This is a genomic window from Streptomyces sp. NPDC031274 (genome assembly GCF_055570235.1).
The window spans coordinates 1-1,130 of the sequence record NZ_JBVIHP010000396.1 but is presented as its reverse complement, the minus strand read 5'-3'; the positions used below and the strand labels follow the sequence as shown (position 1 = coordinate 1,130).

At 72.1% G+C, this 1,130-nt stretch carries 1 protein-coding gene; it reads left to right on the top strand.

Going from position 1 to position 1,130, the window contains the following annotated elements:
* Positions 1-24: 24 nt before the first annotated feature.
* On the top strand, positions 25-1,130 hold a 1,106-nt coding region (locus tag ACZ5CR_RS46655; RefSeq protein WP_468870128.1), incomplete at its 3' end, for a tetratricopeptide repeat protein.

Below are 1,130 nucleotides of genomic sequence, written 5' to 3'. Positions count from 1 at the left end.
CACCTGGAGCACGACGACTTGAGCGTGCGGCGCTCGCTCGCCGTGGCTCTGGACGCGCTGCGCACGTCGGAGCGCGAGTCCGACCGGGACGCGGCTGCCGCCCTCGCCGTGATCGGCGCGTTGGACCTCCCGGCGTACGGAGTCCCGCTCCTCGCCCGCCTGTTGGATGTGGAGGAGTGGCGCGCCGGAGCCGCACTCGACCGGCTCGTCGATGTCGCGCTCCTCGACGAGACGGCCTACGGCCGCTATGCCCCGCACGATCTCGTACGCGACTTCGCGCGGGAGGCGGCCCACCAGGACGGGACGGGGGCGGCGGACGTCGTGGAAGCGGCGCTCCAGTGGTACGCGGAGTCGGCGCGGCAGACCGTGATGGCGATCATGCCGGAGGGCATGGACCGCGACGACCGGCTGCTGGGGGTCGACGACCTGCTGCCGACCCGGCACACCGCCGGGGGCTCACCGGTCCCCGCCGTGCCACCGATGTCCGCCGATGACGCCTTCGCCTGGGGCGACACGGAACTCACCAATGTCATCGCCCTCGCCGACCGCCACGGCCGCGAGTCGGTCCTCCTGCCCGTGCTGGTCCGCTGCTTCTTCTCGTATCTCAAGCGCCGTGGCCGGCTCGCCGAGGCAGATGTGCTGAACCGCCTCGCGGTGACCGCCGCCCGTCGCTGGGGCGACACCGCGGGCGAGGCGCAGGCTCTCACCGACCTCGCGGGCCTCAACTATGTGTCGGGGCGCAGCGGCGCGGCGCTCGACCTGATCGACGAGGCCCTGGTCCTGTGGCGCGAGCTCGAGCGCGTGTCGTTCGTCCACCGCGCCGTCCTCAACCGCAGCCTCCTCCTCGAAGCCCTCGGCCGCTACGAGGAATCGGCCGAGGCGCTGCGGCAGAGCCTGGAGCTGGCCAAGGCCCTGGACGACCCGTTGAGCGAGGCGTTCGCCCTCAGCCACCTCGGCAACATCTATGAGCACAGCGACGCGCGCACCGCGATCGACCATCACGAGCAGAGCCTGGCGATCGGCGAGGCGCTCGCGCATGCGGGCGTCCGCCAGGAAGCCCACTGCGACATCGGCCGCGCCTACCTCCTCCTCGACGAACCGGACATGGCGCTCACGCACTTCGAGGAGAG